The organism is Enterococcus sp. DIV2449a (assembly GCF_051711225.1).
Lineage (GTDB): Bacteria > Bacillota > Bacilli > Lactobacillales > Enterococcaceae > Enterococcus_D > Enterococcus_D casseliflavus.
Genome location: NZ_JBIOME010000001.1, coordinates 2,396,830 through 2,415,702 on the forward strand (window position 1 = coordinate 2,396,830; position 18,873 = coordinate 2,415,702).

General features: G+C 43.0%; 20 protein-coding genes and 1 riboswitch. Of the genes, 1 reads left to right on the forward strand and 19 read right to left on the reverse strand.

Going from position 1 to position 18,873, the window contains the following annotated elements:
• Positions 1–3: 3 nt before the first annotated feature.
• The 10 genes from ilvB to IGI76_RS11295 all read right to left on the reverse strand — a co-directional run bounded on the left by ilvB (position 4) and on the right by IGI76_RS11295 (position 11,943).
• Positions 4–1,704: a biosynthetic-type acetolactate synthase large subunit gene (gene ilvB, locus IGI76_RS11250; protein WP_010749292.1), complete on the reverse strand. Its 1,701-nt coding sequence runs from the start codon at positions 1,702–1,704 to the stop codon at positions 4–6.
• Between the two features lie 2 nt (positions 1,705–1,706).
• Positions 1,707–3,395, reverse strand: a complete 1,689-nt coding sequence (gene ilvD / locus IGI76_RS11255) for a dihydroxy-acid dehydratase (protein WP_010749291.1) — start codon at positions 3,393–3,395, stop codon at positions 1,707–1,709.
• 568 nt (positions 3,396–3,963) lie between these two features.
• On the reverse strand, positions 3,964–4,239 hold the full coding sequence (locus IGI76_RS11260; protein WP_003126821.1) for an HU family DNA-binding protein: 276 nt from the start codon (positions 4,237–4,239) through the stop codon (positions 3,964–3,966).
• A 235-nt stretch (positions 4,240–4,474) separates the two neighbouring features.
• Positions 4,475–5,785 (reverse strand): ribosome biogenesis GTPase Der, encoded by a 1,311-nt coding sequence (gene der / locus IGI76_RS11265; RefSeq protein WP_005231911.1) that lies wholly within the window; start codon positions 5,783–5,785, stop codon positions 4,475–4,477.
• Positions 5,786–5,948: 163 nt separating this feature from the next.
• Entirely contained in the window at positions 5,949–7,163 is a 1,215-nt protein-coding gene (gene rpsA / locus IGI76_RS11270; protein ID WP_005229333.1) for a 30S ribosomal protein S1, read from the reverse strand.
• Between the two features lie 301 nt (positions 7,164–7,464).
• Positions 7,465–7,917 (reverse strand): IS200/IS605 family transposase, encoded by a 453-nt coding sequence (tnpA, locus tag IGI76_RS11275; RefSeq protein ID WP_008382269.1) that lies wholly within the window; start codon positions 7,915–7,917, stop codon positions 7,465–7,467.
• Between the two features lie 187 nt (positions 7,918–8,104).
• On the reverse strand, positions 8,105–8,776 hold the full coding sequence (gene cmk / locus IGI76_RS11280) for a (d)CMP kinase (protein ID WP_010749236.1): 672 nt from the start codon (positions 8,774–8,776) through the stop codon (positions 8,105–8,107).
• A gap of 105 nt (positions 8,777–8,881) precedes the next feature.
• Entirely contained in the window at positions 8,882–9,499 is a 618-nt protein-coding gene (locus IGI76_RS11285) for a LysM peptidoglycan-binding domain-containing protein (protein ID WP_010749235.1), read from the reverse strand.
• Positions 9,500–9,571: 72 nt separating this feature from the next.
• A complete protein-coding gene (locus tag IGI76_RS11290) occupies positions 9,572–10,954 on the reverse strand; it encodes a RecQ family ATP-dependent DNA helicase (RefSeq protein WP_010749234.1) in 1,383 nt (460 codons plus the stop codon).
• Entirely contained in the window at positions 10,948–11,943 is a 996-nt protein-coding gene (locus IGI76_RS11295; RefSeq protein WP_194194029.1) for a helix-turn-helix domain-containing protein, read from the reverse strand. The genes IGI76_RS11290 and IGI76_RS11295 overlap by 7 nt, the downstream gene beginning before the upstream one ends.
• A gap of 26 nt (positions 11,944–11,969) precedes the next feature.
• On the opposite strand from IGI76_RS11295, the gene IGI76_RS11300 reads away from it, so the two are divergent.
• Positions 11,970–12,185 (forward strand): ferredoxin, encoded by a 216-nt coding sequence (locus IGI76_RS11300; protein WP_005229322.1) that lies wholly within the window; start codon positions 11,970–11,972, stop codon positions 12,183–12,185.
• 59 nt (positions 12,186–12,244) lie between these two features.
• Here the strand turns inward: IGI76_RS11300 and IGI76_RS11305 are convergent, their stop codons facing one another.
• The 9 genes from IGI76_RS11305 to IGI76_RS11345 form a co-directional block, all read right to left on the reverse strand.
• Positions 12,245–12,838, reverse strand: coding sequence for an ECF transporter S component (locus tag IGI76_RS11305; RefSeq protein ID WP_010749232.1), 594 nt, complete (start codon positions 12,836–12,838; stop codon positions 12,245–12,247).
• 150 nt (positions 12,839–12,988) lie between these two features.
• Positions 12,989–13,113: riboswitch (FMN riboswitch) on the reverse strand.
• A gap of 79 nt (positions 13,114–13,192) precedes the next feature.
• Entirely contained in the window at positions 13,193–13,909 is a 717-nt protein-coding gene (locus IGI76_RS11310) for a pseudouridine synthase (protein WP_333718630.1), read from the reverse strand.
• 2 nt (positions 13,910–13,911) lie between these two features.
• The gene (gene scpB / locus IGI76_RS11315; protein WP_005229316.1) at positions 13,912–14,496 is read right to left on the reverse strand and encodes an SMC-Scp complex subunit ScpB; all 585 of its coding nucleotides are present in this window, start codon (positions 14,494–14,496) and stop codon (positions 13,912–13,914) included.
• Positions 14,489–15,238 carry a segregation/condensation protein A gene (locus IGI76_RS11320; RefSeq protein WP_005229314.1) on the reverse strand — a complete coding sequence of 250 codons (750 nt, stop codon included), beginning with the start codon at positions 15,236–15,238 and terminating at the stop codon, positions 14,489–14,491. Before IGI76_RS11320 ends, scpB begins: the two co-directional genes overlap by 8 nt.
• 14 nt (positions 15,239–15,252) lie before the next feature.
• Positions 15,253–16,143: a site-specific tyrosine recombinase XerD gene (gene xerD, locus IGI76_RS11325; protein WP_128488653.1), complete on the reverse strand. Its 891-nt coding sequence runs from the start codon at positions 16,141–16,143 to the stop codon at positions 15,253–15,255.
• A gap of 233 nt (positions 16,144–16,376) precedes the next feature.
• Complete coding sequence (gene fur / locus IGI76_RS11330; RefSeq protein WP_010749227.1) at positions 16,377–16,826, reverse strand: ferric iron uptake transcriptional regulator; 450 nt, start codon at positions 16,824–16,826, stop codon at positions 16,377–16,379.
• Between the two features lie 109 nt (positions 16,827–16,935).
• The gene (locus tag IGI76_RS11335) at positions 16,936–17,799 is read right to left on the reverse strand and encodes a CvfB family protein (protein WP_231435154.1); all 864 of its coding nucleotides are present in this window, start codon (positions 17,797–17,799) and stop codon (positions 16,936–16,938) included.
• Between the two features lie 34 nt (positions 17,800–17,833).
• Positions 17,834–18,151 (reverse strand): AzlD domain-containing protein, encoded by a 318-nt coding sequence (locus IGI76_RS11340; RefSeq protein ID WP_010749225.1) that lies wholly within the window; start codon positions 18,149–18,151, stop codon positions 17,834–17,836.
• The gene (locus tag IGI76_RS11345) at positions 18,144–18,851 is read right to left on the reverse strand and encodes an AzlC family ABC transporter permease (RefSeq protein ID WP_231435155.1); all 708 of its coding nucleotides are present in this window, start codon (positions 18,849–18,851) and stop codon (positions 18,144–18,146) included. Before IGI76_RS11345 ends, IGI76_RS11340 begins: the two co-directional genes overlap by 8 nt.
• Between the last annotated feature and the right edge of the window lie 22 nt (positions 18,852–18,873).

Consider the following 18,873-nt stretch of genomic DNA (forward strand, 5'->3'; position numbering starts at 1 on the left):
CCCTTAGACCCCCATCATTTCATGATTGGCTTTCCCCGGTGGGATCATCGGTAGCACATGCTCAGATGGCGAGACCATTACTTCGATCAGCTGCGGCCCTGCTTGAGAAAAAGCTGCTGCCAATTGATCAGCCAGTTGCTCTGGGGCATCGATCCGACAGCCTTCAATGCCATAAGCCTGTGCCAGTTTGACAAAATCAGGCTGCTGCGCAAAAACGGAGGCAGAGCGCCGCTTGCCATGGAATGTTTCTTGCCATTGGCGAACCATTCCTAAAGAGCAGTTGTTCAATAACACAAATTTGACATTCAAGCCATACTCATTCAAAATCGCAAATTCTTGGTTCGTCATTTGAAATCCACCATCGCCAACGAACACCACGACCATTTTTTCTGGATGAGCAAATTGAACGCCGATTCCTGCAGGGATGCCATAGCCCATCGTCCCTAGTCCGCCACTGGTGATCAATTGTTTGGGAAAGCGAAAAGGATAATACTGCGCGACCCACATTTGATGCTGACCAACATCGGTGATGACGTAAGCCTCTCCTTTGGTCAAACGCCCTACTTCTTCGATGACTTTTTGTGGTTTGATTTCTTGTGTCTGAGTGCGATCATAGCGATAAGGTTTTTCCTTTTTCCGTTTTTGGCATAGATCCAACCAAGTCGTCCAGGTTCCTCTTGTTGGTGGGTACCGCAGCATTTGCTGCAAAGCAGCCTTGGCATCGCCGACGATTGGGATCTTTGTTTCTACGATCTTGCCGATCTCCACTGGGTCAATATCGATATGAGCAACGATGGCCTGCTTGCCGAACTGACTGCCGGCCGTTGCTAAGCGATCATCGAAGCGAGAGCCGATATTGATAATCAAATCGGCTTCTGATAAAGCCATGTTCGCCGCATAGGTGCCATGCATACCGCCCATGCCTAAGAAAAATTGATGATCACTTGGCAGTAAGCCTAAGCCAAGCAACGTTGTCACTGTCGGCAACTTGTACTTGGCAATAAATGCATTTAGTTCAGCCGCAGCTTCGGCAGCGATCACGCCTGCACCCGCCAATACCACTGGTCGCTGAGCTTTTTCCAAGACTTGCATCAGTTTTTCGATTTGCAGACGGGAAGGCTCTGCCGTTGGTTGATAGCTTTTCCTTGTGATTGGCAACGAGCAGGTTTCAGCGGTTTCTTGTAAGGTAATATCTTTCGGAAGGTCGATGACAACCGGTCCTTTTCGCCCTGTGGAAGCGATATGAAAGGCTTCAGCGATCACTTTTGGCAGCTCATCGACACAGCGGACTTGGTAGTTGTGCTTCGTGATCGGCAACGTGATACCCAGAATATCCGCCTCTTGGAAGGCATCTTTGCCAATTCCTGGTACCGCCACTTGTCCCGTGATAACTACCAATGGTACGGAATCACTCATAGCATCGGCAATGCCCGTGACGACATTTGTAGCACCTGGTCCGCTCGTCACTAAAACGACCCCAACATTGCCAGTAGCTTTGGCATAGCCTTCAGCGGCGTGGATCGCGCCTTGCTCGTGACGCGTCAAAATATTCGGAATCGCTGCATCATATAATTGATCATATAACGGCAGGACGGCGCCGCCCGGATAGCCAAAGATCATTTCGACGCCTTGCTCTTGTAAGCTGTCCACTAATACTTGTGCGCCAGTCCTTAGATGCGATGCTTGATACTCGATATTTTCCATTGCTACTCCTCCTCATCAGGTACTCGCATAATCCCGCCCGTATTGGCAGAAGTCACTAAAGCGGTATAACGTGCAAGCCATCCTTTTTTCACTTTTGAACGAAACTTCGGTCGTTCTTGCGCGCGCTCGGCAAGCTCTTCATCGGATACTTGCAGATTCAGCGTTCGATTTGGTAAATCTATAATGATTTCATCGCCATCGTTGACAAGGCCTAATGGACCCCCTGCAGCGGCTTCTGGCGAAATATGGCCCACGGCGATTCCTCGGGTCGCTCCTGAAAAGCGGCCATCGGTGATCAAGGCGACATCTTTGCCTAACCCACGTCCAACGATACTTGAGGTAGGCGCCAACATTTCTGGCATACCTGGTCCTCCTTTTGGTCCCTCATAGCGGATCACTACAACATGTCCTTTTTGTACGGTATGATTGTCGATGGCAGCAACTGCTTCATCATGTGAATCAAAACAGATCGCTTTGCCTTTGAACACTTGGACACTTGGATCGACCCCACCGACCTTGATGACACTGCCTTCTGGGGCGATATTACCGTACAAGATCGATAGACCACCCACAGGACTATACGGGTTTTCTTTGGGATGAATAACTTCTTCGTTGTGGATCTTCGCTTCAGCGACATTTTCTCGTAACGTCTTGCCTGTGACAGTCGGTCGATCAGGATGAATCGCTCCCTCGATATCACAAAGCTCCCTTATGATTGCCGAAACGCCGCCAGCTTCATGAACATCGTGCATCGAATAGGCTGATGATGGCGCGATTTTTGAGAGATAAGGCACTCTTTTAGCGATTTCATTGACCCGTCTTAAGTCATAATCGATCTCAGCTTCATTGGCGATCGCTAAGGTATGCAGCACTGTGTTGGTGGAACCCCCCATCGCCATGTCTAAAGCGAAGGCATCATCAATAGCTTCTTTGGTCACGATGTCTCGAGGTTTCACTTGTTTTTCAACAAGATCCATCAACTTAAAGGCGGCTTGTCTAACTAGTTCTCGTCGTTCTTCAGACACGGCAAGAATCGTACCATTGCCTGGCATTGCCAATCCTAAGATCTCTAAGAGACAGTTCATTGAATTGGCAGTAAACATCCCTGCACAGGAACCGCAAGTCGGACAGGCATTTTGCTCCATAAATTCAAAGTCTTCTTTCGTCATGTTGCCAGTCTTGTAAGTCCCCACGGCTTCAAACATGGAAGACAAGGTTATCTGGTGGCCCCGTGGATCAATACCGGCTTTCATCGGACCGCCAGAACAAAAGATCCCCGGTACGTTCGTCCGCATCGCTGCTAAAATCATGCCAGGAGTGATCTTGTCGCAATTCGGGATATAAAATACGCCGTCAAACCAGTGAGCATTGATCACGGTTTCTGCGGAATCAGCGATCAATTCTCGGCTGGGTAGCGAATAACGCATGCCAATATGGCCCATCGCAATGCCATCATCCACACCGATCGTATTGAACTCAAAAGGGATGCCGCCAGCTTCACGAATCGCTTCCTTAGCGATATCTGCTAACTCCCGTAAATGCACATGTCCAGGCACAATATCGATATAGGAATTACATATCGCAATAAATGGCTTGTTCATGTCATGGATATTTTTTACTTGTCCTGTGGCATAGAGCAGACTCCTAGCTGGCGCTGCATCGATCCCTTTTTTAATCTGATCACTTCTCACACTCATCATCTCCTGCATTTTGGAATAAAAAAAAGCATCCCGGTTATAAAAAACTGGGATGCTTTGCCAGAATCCCATTTTACTTACGCAAATAGGACTCAAACAAACGGATAATTTTTGCTTCCGTGTTCTAAGTCCTGGTATCAATAATAATGACTAATAAATATTGATTAAAATTGCGCATAGAAAATGGCTCCTTCATTAGAAATAGTAACGTTCTTGTAATTGTTTACCAATATACCCTTTGCAAAAACACTTGTCAACGAATTTTCTGAATTTTTTTTCAATAATGACAATTTCAAGGAACCCTTCCTCACATTAGATGTCATTTAATCGCTTGCTTCTTTTGATAAAAATGACTTTTAAATCACCTTTATTCTTGCTTGAGAATTTAGGGTGTGCCCGCAACCCTTGTTTTTTTTAGATCAAAAGAAAAACAAAAAATATTTTTGAATTTTCTGACAATAATAACCGTTTCTTTTCCCATTCGATCCGCCTGCATGGTGGCAGTTCCTAGTTAGACAAAAGAAAAAACCCTTGATTACTCAAGGGTTTCTACAAGACTCAATTATTTCACTGCGTCTTTAAGAGCTTTACCTGGTTTGAATGCAGGTACTTTGCTAGCAGGGATCTTGATTTCTTCACCAGTTTGTGGGTTGCGTCCTTTGCGTTCTGCACGAGAACGAACTTCAAAGTTACCAAAGCCGATCAATTGAACTTTTTCACCGTTAGCTAAAGCGTCTTGAATTGTTGAGAATACAGCGTCTACTGCTGCAGTTGCGTCTTTCTTAGTTAAGTCAGTAGCTGCTGCAACTTTTTCGATTAATTCTGCTTTATTTGCCATGGATGGTTTCACCTCCTGATATTTTTTTTGATGTCATGCATCAACAAAAATCTTGAGTGGTCCAAGGTTTTTGTCAAATATTGATTACCATCAATATTCTGATATAACGTTATCATAAGAACCTTGTAATATCAAGGATTTTAACGTTTTTAGGGGGTTTTTTTTTTGGTTTTTTCCCATTTTTCTAGAAAAGGACAGATTTCTTTGTAAAAAGAAACAAAGTATGATAAAATCTCTATTTTCTTCTGCGAGGAATGATCCGAATCGGCGTTCCTTCAAAAGTGAATGCCTTGCGGATTTGATTTTCTAAGAAACGTGCATAAGAGAAATGCATCAGTTCTTCTTCGTTGACAAAAATAACAAAAGTTGGCGGTTTGACAGCTACTTGCGTCGCATAAAAAATCTTCAAACGTTTGCCTTTGTCTGTTGGGGTTGGGTTGATCGCCACAGCGTCCATAATGACGTCATTCAACAACGCAGATGGAATACGCATGTTTTGATTCATGCTGACTTCTTCAATCAATTGCGGCAGCTTATTCAAGCGCTGTTTCGTCACTGCGGAAACAAAAATGATTGGCGCGTAATCCAAATATTGGAATTCATCTCTGATTTCTTCTTCAAAATCACGCATCGTATTCGTTTCTTTTTTCAATGTATCCCATTTATTGACAACAATAATGATTCCACGGCCTGCTTCATGGGCATAGCCAGCGATCCGTTTGTCTTGCTCGCGAATCCCTTCTTCGGCGTTCAAGACCATCAAGACGACGTCTGAGCGTTCAATGGCCCGCATCGCCCGCATCACACTGTATTTTTCAGTAGACTCGTAGACCTTCCCTTTTTTACGCATCCCTGCCGTATCAATCATGGTAAATTCTTGACCGCTTTCGCTGGTAAAATGGGTATCGATCGCATCACGAGTCGTTCCTTCGATATCAGAAACGATCACTCGCTCTTCCCCAAGAATTGCATTGATCAAAGAGGATTTACCGACATTTGGTCGACCAATCAAACTAAACTTGATGATGGAATCATCTTCTTCTTCTGCTTCATTGGTGAAGTGTTTGACAGCTTCATCAAGGACATCCCCGATCCCTAATCCATGACTTCCTGAGATTGGGTATGGATCGCCTAGACCCAAACCATAAAATTCATAGATGTCGGTACGCATCTCGGGATTATCAACTTTGTTGACGGCTAAAATCACGGGTTTATTGCTTTTGTACAGCAAACGAGCCACAAGCTCATCAGCATCGGTTACTCCTTCACGAGCACTCGTAATAAAAACAATGACATCTGCTTCATCGATGGCGATTTCTGCTTGATGCTTGATTTGATCCATAAACGGCTCATCACTTAAATCGATCCCACCTGTATCGATCACGCTAAACTCACGGCCTAGCCATTCACCAGTGGCATAAATACGATCTCTGGTCACTCCTGGAGTATCCTCAACGATCGAAATTCGTTCTCCAGCTATCCGGTTGAAAATGGTCGATTTCCCCACATTCGGACGTCCAACGATCGCTATTGTTGGATTTGACATTTTTTACCCTCCATTTAAAAAAGCAGTCCTTGTACGCTGCTTCTTGTATTCAATCTTACTTAGTTTACCTAAAGCCATGGAAAGTTGCAAGCTTTCCTGACAAACAAAAAACCAGCTTATAACAAATTCAAACATCGAATCGTTATAAGCTGATGGCATACAATTACTCTTCGTCGCTGTCTTTTAAGGCATCGCCTAAGATATCACCCATAGTAAAACCAGTTGATTCTTCTGGCAATTGATAATCATCCTCTGAAACCTCTTGTGTTTCATTGGTGTTTTCGGCTTTTTCTAATGCTTTGATACTTAATGCGATTCGGTGTTCTGAAGGGTTCACTTCAAGCACTTTCACTTGCACTTCATCACCTTCTTGTAAGACTTCATGTGGTGTCGCAATGTGTTTATGGGAGATTTGTGAAATATGGATCAGCCCTTCAACACCTGGGAAGACTTCCACAAACGCACCGAAGCTTGTCAAGCGTTTAACAGTCCCCGTCAAGACACTGCCAACAGCCGCTTGCTCTTCAATATTGGTCCAAGGTCCAGGCAATGTGTCTTTGATCGAAAGTGACACACGTTCTTTGTCTGCATCAACAGATAAGATACGCACATTGACGGTATCGCCAACAGATAAAACATCACTCGGTTTGCCAACATGTCCATGAGAAATTTCAGAGACATGGACAAGTCCATCGATGCCGCCAAGGTCTACGAAGGCACCAAAGTCGGTCAAACGCGCTACTTTTCCTTCTACTTCTTGTCCTTCATATAAATCAGCTAATAAAGCTTCTTTTTGTTTTGCTTTTTCTGCTTCGACAACTGCTTTATGAGAAAGGATCAAACGGTTTTCTGAAGGCTCGATCTCAACGATTTTGAAGGTCAATGTTTTCCCTTTGTAATCTTCGAAATCCGCAACAAAATGGTCTTCGACCATTGATGCTGGGACAAACCCACGAACACCTACATCAACCACTAACCCGCCCTTAACGACGTTGGTGACTGGTGCTTCAATGATTTTTCCTTCTTGGAAATCTTTTTCGATATCTTCCCAAACTTTTTTCGCGTCTAAGCGACGTTTAGAAAGGAGATAGCTGCCGTTTTCTTTGTCTTTACCAATTGCTGAAATCACAACCAATTCTAAGACATCCCCAACTTTGACTGCTTCGTTGATGTCTTCAACAGGTAAAGTTGATAATTCTTTTGCAGGAACAACGCCTTCAACGCCGGCGCCTTCGATCCCTACGATCGCTTGTTTATCCTCAATGGCCAATACCTCACCTTTAACGATATCTCCAACTTTTACTTCTTGGAAATTGTCTAAAGCGGCTTCCATTGATTCATTTCCACTCTCAACCTGATTATTTTCAAATTCTGTCATCTCTCATGTCCTCCTAACCAACAATTCTGCAATAATTGCACTACATCTTTTAGTTTAAAATAGAATGAAAAAAAAATAAAGCGATTTCTCTTATTTTCCTAAAAAGCTACGGTTTTTTCGTTAAAAAAGTCTTTTCACCTCTGTTTTCTTACTCACTTTCATCTTTTGGTTTCGAAAAGTAAATATCCACCCGTGAAACGGGTGGCTTTTTAACAGCCCTAGAAGGGCTTACCACTCGCTAGCCCCTTAAAAGGGGCTTTTTAAATGACCACCAACCGCTCACAGCCCTATCTCTCTTTAACTATTTAAATGGATCTACATATTCTTGTTTACTTATACTATCTCTTATTCGATCATCTGCTTCTTGTTCTCGAATATATTTTTCAATTGTTTTTTGATTTAACCCAACCGTACTCACGTAGTATCCTTTGGACCAAAAGCTTTTATTCCCATACTTATATTTCAAATTCGCATGTTTTTCATGGATTAAGGTTGCACTTCGTCCTTTTAAGTAGCCCATAAAACTAGAAATACTAATCTTTGGTGGTATTCTTACTAACATATGAATATGGTCAGGCATGGCATGAGCTTCAATGATTTCAACATCTTTCATCTCACACAATTTTCTTAATATCTGACCAATACTTACTCTTAACTTTCCATAAATCACTTTTCGTCGATACTTCGGGGTGAAGACTATGTGATACTTACAATTCCATCTGGTATGTGCTAAACTTTTATCGTCGTTAGACATAAAAAAACTCCTTTCGATCTGATATGCGGTTGGTAGCCACTATTAGTATATCGAAAGGAGTTTTTTATCGCTAAAGCTATTTCGTCCACGCGTAGAAACGCGCGGTTTTTTTGTTTCGTACGCTACGCGAACGAAACTGACTAAAGTCAATAAATAAAAAAACAATGGGGAACACCCATTGTTTTTGTTAATCAATTTTTTCTTTGATGGTTTTTTTGATTGCTTCGACGACTTGCTCGATCGTTAAACCAGACGTATCGATTCGAACCGCATCCTCCGCTTGTTTCAAAGGGGAGACTTCTCTGTGAGAATCCAGATAATCTCTTTGCTGGATCTCTTCTTTCAACGTCTCATAATCGGTTTTGATCCCTTTTTGCTGATTTTCTTTAAAACGGCGCTGTGCGCGTTCTTCCACACTTGCTACCAGAAAAATTTTGACTTCTGCTTGTGGTAAAACCGCCGTACCAATATCGCGGCCATCCATCACGACACCGCCATCTTTAGCGATCATCTGCTGTTGTTGGACGAGTTTTTCGCGGATCGCAGGGTATGCCGACACCTTCGAAACTGCGTTGGTTACTTCTGGCTGACGGATCGCTTCTGTGACTTGCTCTCCTCCCGCAAAGACCTCTTGACCGTGTTCAGTCGGTTCAAAAGTGATGGGGTATTGATCGATCAAAGCAGCGATCGCCGCTTCATCTTCAAGTGAACAGCCCGTTTTTAAAGCTAAATACGTGATGCTTCGATACATGGCACCGGTATCCGTATAAATAAATCCCAGGTCATTCGCGATGATTTTTGCCACTGTGCTTTTCCCAGATGACGCAGGACCATCAATAGCGATGTTGATTTTTTTCATTTTTCTTACTCCTCGTTTCCCAACGATGTGTATTCCTTCATCGTTTCTGCTTATCGTCCACCTTGGCTTCTCTCTTTCAAGAAAAAAAACCGCCAAAGCGGTTTTTTATTTAACTCTTAACGTGTCGCCAGGGTAAAGCATGTAGTTGTTCGGATCAATCCCATTTAATTGATATAGGGTTTCAACTGAGATACCTGTACGAGCTGCCACTTGTTCAGGACCTTCACCTGCTTGCACAGTGGTATACTGTTCATTACCAGCAGCGCCTTGCCCTTGGTTATTTTGGGTAGTATCTTGTCCAGCATTGTTTTGTTCTTGTGCCGGCTCACTGCTTGAAGGTGTTGATGAAGCTGGCGCAGAAAAACTGCTAGAAGAACTTGATTCACTTGTTGACGAACTCGTTTCACTTGTCGATTCCGTAGTGGATGATTCCGTCGTTGATGATTCGGTTGTTGAAGACTCTGTCGTACTTTCTACAGTACTGCTCGAACTTGCTGTGGTTGGGGCATCATTGTTATGGTTCAATACCCAAATACCGGCACCAACCGGAATTGCCACGATCAAGAAAAGCAAAACTAAAACGATCGTCAAAAAGAGTGAATTCCCACGCTTTTGTTTTCTTTGTTGGGATCTTGATGCAGAATCATCGTATTCTGTATCATAGATTGGTTGTTCCCACGGTTCTTGATTTTCTGAATTGTAGTCATTGTCTTTCTTGCTCACTCGTATTCCCTCCTAGTTTCCTTCCGATGTATTATACCATAGGTAAATAAAAACTGTCCTACAAAATACGATTCAATTTATATCTTTAAAAATTTTTATTAAACGTTCCTGCCAATGATGGGCTTCCTTTTTCTCGGGCAGCTGTTCTTCACCCGCTATTTCGATCCCGTCATTGTCGCAACAATAAGGATTCTCCTGGGCTTCCTCTCCGAAATGCGCCAGTAAAAATTGTCGGCGACAACCTGTAAAATGAATATAAGCCAACATTTTCTGTAATTGTTCTTGTTTTTGCTGTTCATTGCGTTTTAATGTTTCCAGCCAAAAGGAAGTTCCCAACTCTTTCATTTTTTGCTGCCACTTTTCTTGCAACGGTGTCAAGGGTTCTTTCCTCTTCTCCTGAACCATTCGTTCTAAAGCAAGGCGTTCTTCTTTGTTTTCTCGCTGAAAGAAGTAATGGATCTGCTCATCATGTTCCTGATAAAGCAAAATCGCATTGCTTTGTTTGCCGTCACGACCAGCTCGCCCGATTTCTTGACTGTAATTCTCTAATGAATCAGGTAGATCATAATGGATCACAAAGCGAATATCTTCCTTATTGATCCCCATCCCAAACGCATTGGTAGCAACGAGTAATTTTAATTTATTCTGAGAAAACTGCTGCTGCAACGTTTTTCTTTGATCACTCGCGAGACCACCATGATAATAGCCTACCAAATAGCGCTGACGCAGTTTGTTATAGACTTCTTCGACTTTGCTTCTTGTGGAACAGTAGATGATCCCAGCCCCGCCTAAGCGGCTGAGATAGTCTGCTAATGCCGCATCTTTGTCTGTCGTTTGCTCTACGAACAAGCCGATATTGCTGCGGTTCATCGAATAACGGTAGACATTGGCGTTCTTTGCTAATAATACTTGCCGTATGTCTGCTTCCACTTGTGCTGTTGCTGTAGCCGTCAATGCTAACGTAACGGGTGCCTTCAAGCGTTTCTTTACTTCACCAAGCTGCAAGTACTCTGGTCGAAAATCAATGCCCCATTGCGAAACACAATGGGCTTCATCCACCACGAGCATGGCGATCTTAACCTGTTCCAATTGATGCAAAACAGCTTCTTGTACGATCATTTCTGGACTTAAAAACAAAAACTTGTACTTCTGCAAATGCTGCATCACATACTGGCGATCAGCAAGGTCCAATTGACTATTAAACGCAATCGCGCGTTTTTCCCCTTGCTTTTGTAAGCCGTAGACTTGATCTTCCATCAAAGAGACTAACGGCGAGATAATGATCACGATCCCGTCTACTAGGTACCCTGGCAGCTGATAGCACAGACTTTTGCCATTCCCAGTAGGCAGAATCGCTAACGTATCTTGCTGTGCTAAAACACTTTCGATGACTTCTTTTTGTCCTTGGCGGAATGTTTTGAAACCAAAATACTGATTCAGTGCATCTTCTAACATCGAATCCCCCGCTTCTGAGCAATCTGTAACAAACGAATCGTCAAAAAATCAGTCGTAAGAAGCGCCTGTAATTCTTGATAGCTATTTTTCCAAGAAGCTTCTGGCAGCTTTTTCAACAACGCTGTATCAAAGCGCTGAAAAGGAAACGTTGGATCAAGCAATGCCCACTCAATCAAATGATCATTAACAGTTCCTCGTTTGATCCTTCTTTTTTCCATAATCTGCTCGACAGAATCGCCTCGCAAAAACAATGATCGGCTTTCCACCATGCTTTGGTTTAAATTTCTCTTTAGAAAAGGCGACAATCCTCGAAACAGGATCGTCAGGGGCGTTTTTTCGATCAAGGTTAAAAATTGATGGATCGAAGCTCCTACATAAAGAGTGTCCCAAGGCTTACTTTGAACATTTTCTGGTAAAAGCTGAAAAAACGCCTGCCCTAGAATATCTGGACCCGATAAGGTGCCCGCTAAAAAATCTGCCACTTCTGCGGGAAGCTGGTCAAAAATTGCTGATAGCTCTTGATACAGGCACTTTTTGATGTCAGGATCGTGACGGATCAGCTGACGGACAGGTTCTGTATAGAGTGGCGTGTTTTCAACGGGAATATACTGATTGGTCACGCCTTGATACGCAGCTGCTTGAACCAGCAGCCGAACAAAACGCCAAGCCTCCTCCGTCGTTCGTCCATAACGAAAGTAATTCGCATACCGCAACAATCGTTCACCTGGCTGCTGGCTGTTTATAGCGGTCGTTTTGAGCAGCAGACCATCTGAATCTCGACTTAGAGCCCCTCGTTGGATCAAGTCCGCGAGCGTCTGTTGATACGCTTTCTCATTGAACTGGGGCAACGCTTGAAAGAGACCTAAGCGATCATAAAAAAAGGCATAACTCAAGACAGAGCTAGTACGCTTACCAATGAGAATTTGATAAAGTGTCGATGGGCGCAGCTTGTCAGTATCAGAAAACAGCGCTAAAATAAAAGAATCCATATTTCCCCTCCAGAAAGGACTAAAAAATGTCACAACGCTGTAAAATTATTCCTGAGCGCTGCATTGCTTGTGGCCTATGTGCGATCTATGCCCCCGAGATCTTCGATTATGATGAAGACGGGATCGTTTTATTTGCCCAAGAACCGAATGCTCGGCAACAGTTTATCATAGAAGACCAACAAGAAAAAGTCAAAACTGCTTATCGCAAATGCCCTACCCGTGCGATTATCATGGAAAAATAAAAAAAGCCGACTTGCCATTGACAGACCTTTCGTCTGCAACAGCAAGTCGGCTCATTTTTTTATTTTCCTATAGCAGAATGATGGGGCTGCTTACGAGCCAACCATGGCAGCAGTTTGGCGTGAAGTGCTAAAAAGACGGCACTGACGATTGCGCCTTTGACCAAATTGAAAGGTAAGATCCCGATCGCCACATATTGCGGCAAAGACATTCCTAAAAATTGATCGGCTGTGACCCCGAAAAAGCGCAGGTAAAGCGGTGTGATCACAAATAGGTTCGCCACACTCATAAAAATCGTTACCGACAAGATACCGCTGATGACACCAACCATTTTGTTTTTGGTGTGAATACCTTTGCGGAAAAAGTAGTACATTGGCAAAGTAAAGGCACATGATGCTAAAAAGCTTGCCGTATCCCCCACCATATCAGCAGGTGAAAAACCAGATAAGAACAAATGCAGCACCGAACGAATGAAAGCAGTCAATACCCCGCTCCAAGGACCAAATAAAAACATCATGATCATCACGGGAATATCACTAAAATCGATCTTTAAAAAGCTGAATGCTGGGAAAATCGGAAAAGCGATAAATTGCAAAATTGTTCCCATAGCAGCACACATGGCGATCGTCACCATTTTTCTTGTTTTGTTGTTCATCAGTATAAATCCTCCTAAGTTCAGGATTCCTCTTCAAACGAACCTATTAAATTTCCTCGGCTTTCTTGTCGGCGCCAGACAAAAAATGCCCTCTTTTTTCCACAGGGAAAAAAGAGGGCATTCGAAATAGCCATAAGCAAATCAAATACGCTCTATCTTCTTTATCCAGACTGTACTGTCGGTATCGGAATTTCACCGATTCAGCTATTTCCGAAGAAATAGGTCGTGGACTATAACCACCGGTCGGGAATTGCACCCTGCCCCTGAAGACGAACCTTTATTCTATTTATTACATGTTCTATTATACACAAAATCTAAAAATTAACAATAGTTACGTTTTCAGATACTTTTCAATTATTTTGCACTGTTTTTCAGCTGGCTGACTTCCTTCTTCGTCAGCTCTCGGTATTCCCCTGGACGAAGACCTTTCAAATCTAACGGACCATAATTTTCCCGTTTTAATTTTTGCACAGGCAAACCAACTGCTTTTAACATATTTTTGACTTGATGGTTGCGTCCTTCGTGGATCGTCAATTGCACAATACTAGATTGCGTCGTTTGGTCTGTCGACAAGATCTCAAAGCGAGCAGGTGCCGTCTTACGGCCTTCGATCCGAATCCCTTTTGTCAATGGGAGCAGCTGCTTTTTATCCGCAATCCCTTTGACTTTGACAACGTACACTTTGTCGACTTCGTGTTTCGGATGCATCAGTGTCTGTGACAATTCCCCATCATTTGTCAGCAATAACAAACCAGAGGTATCATAGTCCAAGCGCCCGACGGGATACACCCGTTCAGGGACTTCAGCAAAATAATCCAAAACGACTTTGCGTTTTTTATCATCCGTTACAGCTGAGATCACGCCACGAGGTTTGTAGAATAGATAATAGACGTGTTGTTCTTGTTCGATCGGTACACCATCGACTTCAACGACATCTTTTGAGCTAACTTGGACCCCTAATTCTTTGATCACTTGCCCGTTGACGCGCACTCGGCCTTCGGTTATCAATCCTTCAGCTTTTCTTCTTGAGGTGATGCCAGCATGGGCAATCACTTTTTGCAAACGTTCCATCTTCATTCTCCTTCTGTTTCTGCTTGTTTGTAGCGGTCGTAAAAAAGATCAAACGGTGCATCTTCTTCAAGTTCATCTTCCATGGATTGGATATCGGGTAATTCAGCCAAACTTTTTAAGCCAAAATAATCCATAAAGTATTCCGTCGTACCATATAGGATCGCTCGTCCTGGTCCGTCAACGCGGCCTTTTTCTTCAATCAGTCGTTTTGCCACCAATTTTTGAACCGAACCGCTGGATTGGACGCCGCGGATCTCTTCTACTTCCATCCGAGTGATCGGTTGCTTGTAAGCAATGATCGACAACGTTTCTAAAGCGGCCTGAGACAACGAGCTGCCCATCGGTGATTCAGCATATTTCTTCAATAAAGGGGCAAATTGTTTCTTGGTGGTCAAAATGAAATGATTGCCCACTTCAAGAATATGCAACGCAGTATGTTCATTTTCTTCATATTGCTGATTTAGTTCCTGCAAATGCTGATAGACACTGGCAGTATTGCTTTTGACTAAGTAACTCAATTCTTCAAGTCCGATCCCCTCATCACCGACGACGAATAAGATCGCTTCTAATTCACTATATTTACTCATCTTCTTTACCTGTTGGATAGAGCAGAATCGACGCATAATTGTCTGTTTGCTCTACTCGAATCGTTCCTTTTTTCATTAATTCTAATAGTGCCATAAAAGTTACCACAACTTCTGTTTTATTGTAGGTCGTAAAAAACGAATCAAAGCTGCGGCCTTTTTTGGCACTGACATGCTGCATCTCCAGCTGAATCGCCGCCATCTTTTCATCGATGGTGCTTTCATCAGGAGAAATTTTGGTTTCTAGCACTTGGCGATTTTTCTTTTTCTCGATCATTTTTTGAAAAGCCAAAAAGAGATCGATCGTATTGAATTGATTGGCTCTTAACTGATCTTCTTCCTCTTTGTATTCATCGACATCCATCGGATCTTTCGTATAATACAAACTGCGCTCTTCCGCTTTTTCGGAAAGCTGTTCGGCTGCATACTTAAATTTGCGGTATTCTAGCAGCTGTGCCACCAGCATATCCCGTGGATCTTCTTCGTACTCTTCCACTTCAGCAATCAGCTCTTGTTTCGGTAACAGCATCTGGCTTTTGATCGCCATCAGAGTTGCCGCCATGACTAAATATTCACCAGCGACTTCTAATTCTAAAATTTTCATGGCATGGATATACTGCATGTATTGTTCGGTGATGGTTGCAACTGGAATGTCATAAACATCGATTTCCAGTTTTTTGATCAAATGAAGCAGCAAATCCAACGGTCCTTCAAAGACAGCTAATTTTATTTTGATTTCTTCCATTCCATCCTCGATTTCTAGGCGCGCGGAAAGTGCTGCTTGTACACTTCCGTCATCCGTTTCTTCGTTATATGCGTGTAAATCTGAGTGGTCGAGATATCTGCGTGTCCTAACAGCTCTTGAACCGTTCGCAGATCTGCGCCGTTTTCTAATAGATGAGTCGCAAAACTATGGCGCAGCGTATGGGGAGTCACATTTTTGGTGATCCCAGCTTGTCGAACCAAGGCTTTTAAATTTTTCCAGATTCCTTGACGAGACAGCTGCCTGCCATGGTTGTTTACAAACAGGTGGCTTTCATCCGGTGTTTTTCTCGTCAAATACGGACGTGCATCGCTGAGATATGTTTCGATCCATTGAATCGCTAAATCCCCTAGTGGGACGATCCGTTCTTTGTCGCCTTTCCCGGTTGTTTGCAACAAGCCCATACTTAAATGCAAATCATTCAATTTCAAACCGATCAACTCGCTGACGCGCAAGCCTGTCGCATACATCACTTCCAAAATCGCTCGATCACGAATACCCAACACCGCTCGAGTATCTGGTGTTTCGATCAAGCGCTCCACTTCCTGCAAACTCAAAGTATCAGGTAGCTTCTGCTGTTTTTTCGGCGAATCAATATGCTGCATCGGATCATGATCTGTCAACCGTTCTTGACGCAAATATTGATGGAATCTTCGCAAACTGGAAACCATCCGAATCACGGTTGCCGAGGATTTTCCCGCCTCTTGCAGACTTTGCAAAAAAGACAAAACGATCACTCGGTCGATCTGTTGCCACTGCGTCACTTGTTTTTTTTGTAAAAATGCAAGATACTGTTGCAGATCCCGCTGGTAGCTGGCACGGGTATTTTGGGATAGCCCGCGCTCAATGGTCAAATAATGAAGATAATCAATAATTTGTTCGTTCATGGGGCTTCCTCTACTTTCAGCTTTTTTATCATATCAAATTCTGGCTCGTTTAGATAGTAGCTTGCCAACAAAAAAGAGGCATCTACCCGTATCTTTTGCCAAAGGAAACACCCGAATCATAGCAGATTTTTTGGTTTCTTTCAAATCGGAAAAAATAGCTCTCTTCCTATTGAAACCATCTGACTATCATTCGGGTGATAAAAAAATCTTTTCAAATTGCCCAGCTACAGACACTAGGCTTTGTTTTGGCATTTTTGGCAGACACCATGAAATGTCAACCGATGATCCTTCACTAAAAAATGGTACTTTTGTTCGACGATCTCTTCGACACTGCCCAACAGATCCTCTTCAACCTCTTCGATATTGCCGCATTCCAAACACAACAAATGATGATGGAAATGTTTGGCGCCTTCTTTACGTAGGTCATAACGAGCGACACCGTCATTAAAGCTGACTTTATCGACGATTTTCAAATCCGTCAAAATCTCCAATGTTCGATAGACGGTTGCTAAGCCAATCTCAGAATTTTTTTTGCGCACAAAGAAGAAAATCTCTTCGGCGGATAAATGATCTTTCTCATTTTCTAATAAGACCAACAACGTCGCTTCTCGCTGAGGAGTTAATTTGAACCCCGACTCGTGCAATTGTTTCTTGGTCTTTTTTAACGCTGCTGTTGTGTTCATAGTTGCCTCCGTATGCCGCTAATTTATAACGATTCTAATTTGAGTGAGAATCACCCAAGACAAACATTGTAATCATTATAAATTAGAACAGCAAAAGAAACAAGTATTCTCAATTAGGTTTTTTAACAAGAATCGTAAAGCCGTCTTTTTGCTCAACCAAACGCTGTTTCATCAAGGTTCCTAACGCCCGTTTAAATTGGCCTTTACTAATACCAAATGTTTGTAAAATCTCTTCTGGTGCTGATTTATCGGTGAAAGGAATTTTATTTTCTGGTGCTCGTTCTAAAAAGGTTAGGACCATGGCGGCATCATTTGAAATCGCCTCGTGGGCTCTTGGTTTCAACGAAAGGTTCAAGACGCCATCTGGACGAACCCCAATCACTCGTCCTTTGACAACTTCCCCAAGACGCGGCTCTTGATAGCGCTCTGATGGGTGGACAAAGCCAATATAAAAATCATCCGTCAACAAGTAGGTTCCCGCTAGTTTTAAGCGATACACGGTACCTGTAACATCTTGATTCTTCATCTGTTCCGTACCATTCTTACTCAGTGCCTTGAAGATTTTCTCATCTGCTAACGAAGCCCATATACGCTCTTTGTCGTCGACGCGCAAGCTGACCATCAAACGATCGCCTTTTTTGGGCCAAAGTTCCCGCATTGTTGGCAATTCATCTAATGAAACCACCATGTCCTTGTCTTTTAAACCGATATCGACGAAAACGCCTAAGTCGCGACGGCTTCCTGTGACTGTACCAAAGGCATAATGCCCTTTGCGGCTTTTCGGAATATTCGTAGTGAGTACATTTTCTTGCTTTTGGTTTTGATAGCCAAACCCTTCGACGGCTTCACCTAAATGATGTTCGCCTTCTTCCTTGGCTAGTCGGAAGGTAACCCCGCCTTTTTGAACAAAATAATTCTGTTCATTTTCATCAATGATCAATCCGCTAAATACGGATGCTAATAAGTCTTTCATCTATTCTCTCCTTCTTCATAAAAACTGCCCGTTGCTAGAAAAAGAAACGCAGCAGTGCCATAGCAATAACGCCTGTGATAACGATCTTCATCAAATCTTTTGTATAATACCCCACCAACAATGCTGGGATACAGGCAACAGTTTCTTTGACTTTCAAGATGGGAAATTGCCCTTCTCGAAAGATCAGCAAATTTTGAACCAACAATGCCGCCAAAATACACAACGGCAAGTAACTCAAAAAGATGGTGAAAGGTTTCGGAAATACGAGCTTTTTAGAAAATAAAAAAGGAACGATCCGCGGAATCCAAGTAACCAACCCACATGCTAGCATTAGTATAACAAAATTAGTCATGATGTGTCACCGTCCCAACCAAACATCCTGCCAAGGTCGCAGCAATTACCGCGATCTCAGCAGTAGAAAAACGCATAAATAAAATCAATGTCCCCACAACTGCCCCGAGTACGAAGAGCGTTTGCTGGGTTTTCTTCTTGAGGGGTCGCTCTACTTGAAATAAAAAAAGACCAACAAACATGGCTACCAAGGCAAAATCTAAGCCTAACGCTTCTGGATCTGGAATAAACGAGCCTAATAGTCCGCCCAAAAAGGTTGCGAAGATCCAACTCAAATACGCCATCACGTTCAACCCATGGGTCCATTTCGCTGTGACTGGTTTGTCTTGTTGCAGTGCCGTCGTCAAAACGCCATAGGACTCATCAGTCAAAAGCGTCCCAATCCCAATAGCAGAAAGCAAAGGAGTCTTTTTAAAATAGGAAGCCACTGATAAGCTCATTAAGAAATGTCGTAAATTCACTAAAAAGACGGTTGCGACGATCGTCATGAAAGGTGCTTGAATCGCGAGTAATGCACAAATAATAAATTGAGCACTGCCTGCATAGACAATAATAGACATTAAAATAATTTCAAGAATCGACAACCCAACACCTTTTCCTACGACCCCCATCGCAAAACCAATCCCTAAGTACCCAAGAATCGTTGGTACACAAGCAATGACCCCATCTTCAAAGCGATCATATCTTTCTATTTTCTGCACAAAAAAACCTCCCTGTTTGAAC

Coding starts and splice junctions, on each gene's coding strand:
- IGI76_RS11305 (WP_010749232.1), bottom strand. CDS start 12,838: ATGAACAACAAAACAAGAAAAATGGTGACGATCGCCATGTGTGCTGCT.
- scpB (WP_005229316.1), bottom strand. CDS start 14,496: ATGAGTAAATATAGTGAATTAGAAGCGATCTTATTCGTCGTCGGTGAT.
- IGI76_RS11310 (WP_333718630.1), bottom strand. CDS start 13,909: ATGGAACGTTTGCAAAAAGTGATTGCCCATGCTGGCATCACCTCAAGA.
- IGI76_RS11295 (WP_194194029.1), bottom strand. CDS start 11,943: ATGGATTCTTTTATTTTAGCGCTGTTTTCTGATACTGACAAGCTGCGC.
- IGI76_RS11290 (WP_010749234.1), bottom strand. CDS start 10,954: ATGTTAGAAGATGCACTGAATCAGTATTTTGGTTTCAAAACATTCCGC.
- rpsA (WP_005229333.1), bottom strand. CDS start 7,163: ATGACAGAATTTGAAAATAATCAGGTTGAGAGTGGAAATGAATCAATG.
- fur (WP_010749227.1), bottom strand. CDS start 16,826: ATGAACACAACAGCAGCGTTAAAAAAGACCAAGAAACAATTGCACGAG.
- ilvB (WP_010749292.1), bottom strand. CDS start 1,704: ATGGAAAATATCGAGTATCAAGCATCGCATCTAAGGACTGGCGCACAA.
- IGI76_RS11335 (WP_231435154.1), bottom strand. CDS start 17,799: ATGAAAGACTTATTAGCATCCGTATTTAGCGGATTGATCATTGATGAA.
- IGI76_RS11260 (WP_003126821.1), bottom strand. CDS start 4,239: ATGGCAAATAAAGCAGAATTAATCGAAAAAGTTGCAGCAGCTACTGAC.
- cmk (WP_010749236.1), bottom strand. CDS start 8,776: ATGAAAAAAATCAACATCGCTATTGATGGTCCTGCGTCATCTGGGAAA.
- IGI76_RS11320 (WP_005229314.1), bottom strand. CDS start 15,238: ATGGAAGAAATCAAAATAAAATTAGCTGTCTTTGAAGGACCGTTGGAT.
- tnpA (WP_008382269.1), bottom strand. CDS start 7,917: ATGTCTAACGACGATAAAAGTTTAGCACATACCAGATGGAATTGTAAG.
- der (WP_005231911.1), bottom strand. CDS start 5,785: ATGTCAAATCCAACAATAGCGATCGTTGGACGTCCGAATGTGGGGAAA.
- IGI76_RS11340 (WP_010749225.1), bottom strand. CDS start 18,151: ATGACTAATTTTGTTATACTAATGCTAGCATGTGGGTTGGTTACTTGG.
- IGI76_RS11300 (WP_005229322.1), top strand. CDS start 11,970: ATGTCACAACGCTGTAAAATTATTCCTGAGCGCTGCATTGCTTGTGGC.
- xerD (WP_128488653.1), bottom strand. CDS start 16,143: ATGAACGAACAAATTATTGATTATCTTCATTATTTGACCATTGAGCGC.